The sequence below is a fragment of the Shewanella sp. SG41-4 genome (genome assembly GCF_014164505.1).
Lineage (GTDB): Bacteria > Pseudomonadota > Gammaproteobacteria > Enterobacterales > Shewanellaceae > Shewanella.
This window is the reverse complement of sequence record NZ_JACJFI010000232.1, coordinates 1-6,249: the sequence shown is the minus strand read 5'-3', so window position 1 is coordinate 6,249 and position 6,249 is coordinate 1. Positions and strand designations below refer to the sequence as shown.

Annotated in this window: 8 protein-coding genes; all 8 read right to left on the bottom strand. The window is 41.9% G+C overall.

The features are described from left to right. Positions 1–452, bottom strand: a 452-nt coding sequence (locus H5202_RS16855; protein WP_182773096.1) for a molybdopterin-dependent oxidoreductase, incomplete at its 3' end; no start/stop codon positions are given. A 289-nt stretch (positions 453–741) separates the two neighbouring features. Continuing rightward, on the bottom strand, positions 742–1,077 hold the full coding sequence (gene cctA, locus H5202_RS16850) for a tetraheme c-type cytochrome CctA (RefSeq protein ID WP_059745144.1): 336 nt from the start codon (positions 1,075–1,077) through the stop codon (positions 742–744). 395 nt (positions 1,078–1,472) lie between these two features. After that, a complete protein-coding gene (locus H5202_RS16845) occupies positions 1,473–2,348 on the bottom strand; it encodes an NAD(P)-dependent oxidoreductase (protein ID WP_182773095.1) in 876 nt (291 codons plus the stop codon). 13 nt (positions 2,349–2,361) lie between these two features. After that, on the bottom strand, positions 2,362–2,850 hold the full coding sequence (locus tag H5202_RS16840) for an acyl-CoA thioesterase (RefSeq protein WP_182773094.1): 489 nt from the start codon (positions 2,848–2,850) through the stop codon (positions 2,362–2,364). A gap of 149 nt (positions 2,851–2,999) precedes the next feature. Then, positions 3,000–4,238, bottom strand: a complete 1,239-nt coding sequence (gene fabF, locus H5202_RS16835) for a beta-ketoacyl-ACP synthase II (protein ID WP_182773093.1) — start codon at positions 4,236–4,238, stop codon at positions 3,000–3,002. Positions 4,239–4,400: 162 nt separating this feature from the next. Next, the gene (gene acpP, locus H5202_RS16830) at positions 4,401–4,634 is read right to left on the bottom strand and encodes an acyl carrier protein (protein ID WP_011496723.1); all 234 of its coding nucleotides are present in this window, start codon (positions 4,632–4,634) and stop codon (positions 4,401–4,403) included. 163 nt (positions 4,635–4,797) lie between these two features. Beyond that, on the bottom strand, positions 4,798–5,544 hold the full coding sequence (fabG, locus tag H5202_RS16825) for a 3-oxoacyl-ACP reductase FabG (RefSeq protein WP_182773092.1): 747 nt from the start codon (positions 5,542–5,544) through the stop codon (positions 4,798–4,800). A 10-nt stretch (positions 5,545–5,554) separates the two neighbouring features. Next, a partial coding sequence (gene fabD, locus H5202_RS16820) for an ACP S-malonyltransferase (RefSeq protein WP_182773091.1) occupies positions 5,555–6,249 on the bottom strand: 695 nt, incomplete at its 5' end.

Genomic DNA, 6,249 nt, shown 5'->3' with positions numbered 1-6,249 from the left:
CCAAAAGCGCGTTGCATTGCACTCACCGCTGACGACATACATAAGCGTGAGTTAGTATCGACGTTAGCCGTTTTTAAAAAGCCTTTAGCAAACTTGTTGGCAACATAATAATCTTCAGTGAGTAATTGGCCAGAAAGATACAGTGCGACTGAATCTGGACCATGTTCTGCAATGGTTTGCGCAAAGGTATCAGCAATTAAGGTGCTCGCCTTGTCCCATTCAAGTGGTATACCAGAACGCAGTTTTGGATAACGCAGTACATTAGGTTGGGCTAAACTGTCGAGTAAGCGTTCGCCTTTGGCGCATAAATGACCGTAGTTTGCAGGATGATTGTTATCACCGACTAATACTAAATCTGCAGCATCGACATCGGTCCAATCCGCTTTATTTGAAGACACGCTAATACCGCATCCGACACCACAATAAGCACAACTTGATTGGACTACAGACATACAACTACCCTTTCATATTAACGATTACATAGATGAAATACTGCGAAAGCTGTGCCAATAAATTAACTTACTGATTTAAAATAGAAATAAGAAATGACTAGGTGTTTTAAATCAACAATTGCGCAACATAAGTGCACAGGCTGCGCCCTTATGTTGCGCATCTATTTGAAATCAAAAGAATTTAACTACCCACAAAGAGGTACTTAGGTAAAAGTAAGATGTATTGTCGCGAGGATTAAAAACAAAAATGCCGACATTATGTCGGCATTTTTCAGCTATCAAAGATAACTTATTTTGCAGTACGGCCATCATCGTGGCATGTATCACATGTTGGCTTTTCGCCTACTTTTGCTTCATGTGGTGCATGGCAATCTGCGCACATTAATATACCATCATGCGGCTTATGGTTATCATCCATTTCAGCTAGTGAACCATGACAACTTTGACATTGTTCAAATTCATAAGCACCATCTTTTGATGGTTCACCATCAGCGTGACAGTTTTCACAGCCACCCATTTCAACGTGAAACTCTGCGAGGGTCTCATCAGCAGCAAATGATGCAGAAGACATCATCATTACCGCGAAACCAGCCGCAAACAATGCACTCAGTAGTTTATTGCTCACTATTCATTCCTCCAATTTAGCATGTGCCCGCATTCTTTTATCTGACGCGGATCATCACACTGCAACACGACACTTTGCTTAAGGGTTATTCAACAACTTTGTTTATAAACCGTTTATCAAAAAATTTATAAACAATTTCAAATTAACTGACAATATAAACGTAGCTAATCTATCCACTTTAAGAAAAATTAATTTAGATTAAACAATAATAGCAGCGATAATTAGATGAAGATGTGCGCTATATCATGTAACTCGATGGTTTTTAGTCAATAAATCAACTTAAGACCACAAAGTGCCTAATACAGTAAAGACTAATATTAATGAGTTTATAGTCAATAAAAAGCCCCAATCTATATTGGGGCTACATTTACGCCTATAACAACTTGGTGTTGATTTTAACTGCGAGACTTTTCTAAACGGGCAAGTAAGCTAGAGGTATCCCAGCGATTACCTTTCATTGCTTGAACTTCAGAATAAAACTGATCAACTAACGCGGCTACCGGTAAATGGCTACCATTACGACGAGCTTCATCTAAAGCAATACCCAAATCTTTTCGCATCCAATCGATAGCAAAACCGAAATCATATTGACCTTGCCACATCGTTTTATAGCGATTTTCCATCTGCCAGCTTTGTGCCGCGCCTTTGCTGATCACTTCAATCACTTTTAAGCCATCTAAACCAGCACTTTTAGCAAAATGAAGTCCCTCTGCGAGGCCTTGCACTACACCAGCAATACAAATTTGGTTAACCATTTTAGTCAACTGCCCTGAACCAACAGGTCCTAACAATTCAGCGCAGCGGCTGTATGCCGCAATAACGGGTTTAACAGTATCAAAATCAGTTTGTTCGCCGCCCATCATCACCGTTAACGCACCATTTTCTGCTCCCGCTTGACCACCTGAAACAGGTGCATCTAAAAATGCAATGTTAAGTGGTTTAATGTGCGCGGCAATTTCACGCGCTACATCAGCAGAAGCCGTAGTATGGTCAACCAAAATGGCACCTGCATGCATACCATGAACAACACCCAGCTCGCCTAATACAACTTGGCGTAGATCATCATCATTACCCACACAGGTAAAAACAATGTCTTGGCCTAGGGCGGCATCTTTTGGTGTATCAGCCTTCTTACCACCATATTGTTCAACCCACTGGGTCGCTTTAGCCCCTGTACGGTTATACACAGTAACTTCATGACCCTGTTTTACCAAATGTCCCGCCATCGGGAACCCCATAACGCCTAAACCAATAAATGCTACCTTGGCCATGATTTCCCCTTATCTATTCAACTGAAGGTTTAACGTGAGCTTCCATTTCGGCACCGATACGTTTACGCATATCCATCAATCTCAATGCACTATCACGTAAGCGAACATCATCAGCATTAGCCGGTATCCATTCTGGTACCGATGTGGGATGACCTTCGTCATCTACTGCTACCATGATTACAATACAGTGTGTCGTCAGATGACGTTCAGACTCTTTAGGATCGCCCGCCTTTACATCAATCGCAATGTGCATAGACGTTGTACCGGTATAAATAACTTTGCCAGTGACTTCGACAATATTACCCACATGGATAGGTTTAACAAATCGAATGCCGCCAGCATATACGGTAATACAATATTTACCGCTCCAGCCTGCTGCTGCTGCATAAGCGGCTAAATCGATCCATTTCATTACAGCGCCGCCGTGAACCTTACCGCCAAAATTGACATCTGCAGGTTCGGCCAAAAAACGTAATGTAAGTTGTCTATCTTTACCTGCCATAATAGATCCTATTAGATAAATGTCATTACTTATCAGTCTACGCTAAATCATCATTTAACGGGAATTGATAAATACTAATGTGACAAAAAAACAAATTAAACAAATAAAAAAGGGAAGATTTTCATCTTCCCTTATTGGCATTAACTCGATTAAATTTTCTTAAACAGTAACGAACCGTTTGTGCCACCAAAACCAAATGAATTACATAAGGCATAGTCAAACTGATGACGACGTGAGGTGTGAGCAACAAAATCTAAGTCGCAACCTTCATCTGGGTTATCAAGGTTGATCGTCGGCGGTACATGTTGATCACGCAGTGCAAGCAAAGTAATAATGGCTTCAACAGCGCCAGCTGCACCCAACAAATGCCCTGTCATTGATTTAGTCGAACTCACAAGTACATCATAAGCGTGAGGCCCAAACACCGATTTAACAGCAGCAGCTTCTGCTTTATCACCGGCATGCGTTGAGGTGCCATGCGCGTTAATATAACCCACAAGTTCTTTTTCAATTTGGGCATCATTAATAGCATTAACCATTGCAGCCGCAGCACCTGCACCGTCACTTGGTGGTGATGTCATGTGGAATGCATCACCACTCATGCCAAAACCGACTAACTCACCGTAAATTTTTGCACCACGCGCTTTAGCGCGCTCGTACTCTTCCATCACAATAACACCCGCGCCATCACCAATAACAAAGCCATCACGGTCTTTATCCCAAGGGCGACTTGCTGCTGTTGGATCATCATTACGTGTAGATAATGCTTTAGCAGCACTAAAACCTGCTACACCTAATGGGCTAGTCACATCTTCTGCGCCACCGGCAACCATCACATCAGCATCACCATAAGCAATGGTACGCGCAGCAAAACCAATATTGTGCACACCAGTAGTACAGGCTGTTGTGACCGCAAAATTTGGACCTGTCATGCCATACATAATCGACAAATGTCCGGCAATCATATTGATAATGGTACTAGGTACAAAAAATGGTGACACTTTACGCGGTCCACCATTTAATAATGCAGAATGGCCTTGTTCAATTAACCACATGCCCCCCATACCAGCACCAATAGCAGTACCTATACGAGCTGGATTTTCTTGGCTCATATCTAAGCCTGAATCTTTTACAGCTTGAATGCCTGCAGCCATGCCGTACTGGATAAATAAATCCATTTTACGGGCATCTTTTTTGGTTAAGTATTGTTCGACGTCAAAATCTTTCACAGAACCACTGAAACGAGTACCAAATTCACTAGCATCAAACTTAGTGATTGGAGCGATACCACTTTTACCAGCCAATAAGGCATTCCAAGTAGACTCGACATCATTACCCACAGGAGTCACAAGACCAAGACCTGTGATGACGACACGACGTTTAGACATGATATTCACCTTTAAAAAAAATCTGCCACGATGCCATTATTGCGATTTAGCTAAAGAAGTATAAGGAGGGATGTTCTAATGCAATTAAATGGAACGAGCGTTTACAAATGCTTTAAACAAAAACAGGCGGCATAAATGCCGCCTGTTTTTGTGAATTCTTGATTACTGATTCTTAGAAACGTAATCGATCGCTGCTTGAACAGTAGTGATCTTTTCAGCTTCTTCGTCAGGGATCTCGGTATCAAACTCTTCTTCTAGAGCCATAACCAATTCAACCGTGTCTAGAGAATCTGCGCCTAAATCGTCTACAAAAGAAGCAGCTGATTTAACGTCTTCTTCTTTAACGCCAAGTTGCTCGATGATGATTTTCTTTACACGTTCTTCGATGTTGCTCATTAGTTTTCTTTCCTATTCAAATTACGCACTTGCGTAAGATTGCGAGTAGTTTATTCGAATTAGATAACAATGCAAGCTTAGATTTTGTGGTCTAACCACAAAAAATAACATTAAATTGTCACTAACACTGACTCAAATGAAGGTAGTTACCTACCTATCGCTCTTAAACCATGTACATGCCGCCATTCACATGCAATGTTTCACCTGTGATATAAGCGGCTGAATCCGAGGCCAAAAACAATACTGCATTGGCAATTTCTTGTGCTTGCCCTAATCGTTCCATCGGAACTTGCGACATAATAGCTTGTTGCTGTTCAACTGTCAGCTCATCTGTCATGTCTGTCTGAATAAATCCAGGTGCAATAGCATTCACTGTTATTTGACGAGATGCAACCTCTCTTGCGAGAGATTTTGTAAATCCAATCAAACCCGCTTTAGCTGCCGAGTAATTTACTTGGCCAGCATTGCCCATTGTACCTACTACAGAACCGATACTGATAATACGTCCGAAACGTTTTTTCATCATAGATCGCATTACTGGTTTAGACAATTTAAATAATGAAGTCAAATTAGTGTCAATAATATCTTGCCACTCATCATCTTTCATTCGCATTAATAAATTGTCACGGGTAATACCCGCATTGTTGATAAGAATATCAACTTCACCTGCTTTTTCTTTGATCTGGCTATATAAATCAGCAACAGATTGAGAATCAGTGACATTTAACACCATCCCAAAGCCTTTGTCACCTAGGTATTCTTGAATCGCAGCAGCACCTTTTTCACTGGTTGCAGTGCCGATAACCATCGCGCCAGCTTGTACTAATGACTCAGCAATCGCACGCCCAATACCGCGGCTAGCGCCTGTTACTAGGGCAATTTTACCGTCTAAATTAATGCTAAAGCTCATATCAACTCCTTTATTCGACTAATGCTGCAAATGAAGCAACATCATTGACCGCTTGAGCGGATATCGATTTACTAATTCTTTTTGTTAACCCGGTTAATACTTTCCCCGGTCCACACTCTATTAATTTTGTAACACCTTGTGTCGCCATAAATTCAACAGACTCGCTCCAACGCACTGGGCAATATAACTGACGCACTAATGCATCTTTAATTGCCTGTGAATCTCTCGGCATTGCCACATCAACGTTGTTAACGACATTAATGGTAGGCTCTGAGAATGTCACTTCAATTAAGGCTTTAGCGAGTTCATCAGCGGCTGGCTTCATTAACGCACAGTGTGAAGGCACACTCACAGGCAATGCTACTGTCATTTTAGCTCCAGCAGCTTTACATGCTGCAGCAGCACGTTCAACAGCCGCTTTCTCACCGGCTATCACTACTTGACCTGGGCTGTTGTAGTTAACAGGGCTTACCACGTCGCCTTGAGCAGACTCTGTGCACGCTTTGGCAATCGCATCATCATCAAGACCAATAATGGCAAACATAGCACCAGAACCTGCAGGTACAGCTTGTTGCATTAGTTTTCCGCGAAGCTCAACTAATTTAACGGCATCAGTAAATTCAATCACGCCCGCGCAGACTAAAGCAGAATATTCACCAAGGCTGTGGCCTGCTAATAAACAAGGCATAGGCTTGTTAGATGCTT

What these genes read in the sequence shown, in the direction of transcription:
- fabG (WP_182773092.1), bottom strand. Translation starts at nt 5,544, where the DNA reads ATGAGCTTTAGCATTAATTTAGACGGTAAAATTGCCCTAGTAACAGGC.
- acpP (WP_011496723.1), bottom strand. Translation starts at nt 4,634, where the DNA reads ATGAGCAACATCGAAGAACGTGTAAAGAAAATCATCATCGAGCAACTT.
- fabF (WP_182773093.1), bottom strand. Translation starts at nt 4,238, where the DNA reads ATGTCTAAACGTCGTGTCGTCATCACAGGTCTTGGTCTTGTGACTCCT.
- H5202_RS16845 (WP_182773095.1), bottom strand. Translation starts at nt 2,348, where the DNA reads ATGGCCAAGGTAGCATTTATTGGTTTAGGCGTTATGGGGTTCCCGATG.
- H5202_RS16840 (WP_182773094.1), bottom strand. Translation starts at nt 2,850, where the DNA reads ATGGCAGGTAAAGATAGACAACTTACATTACGTTTTTTGGCCGAACCT.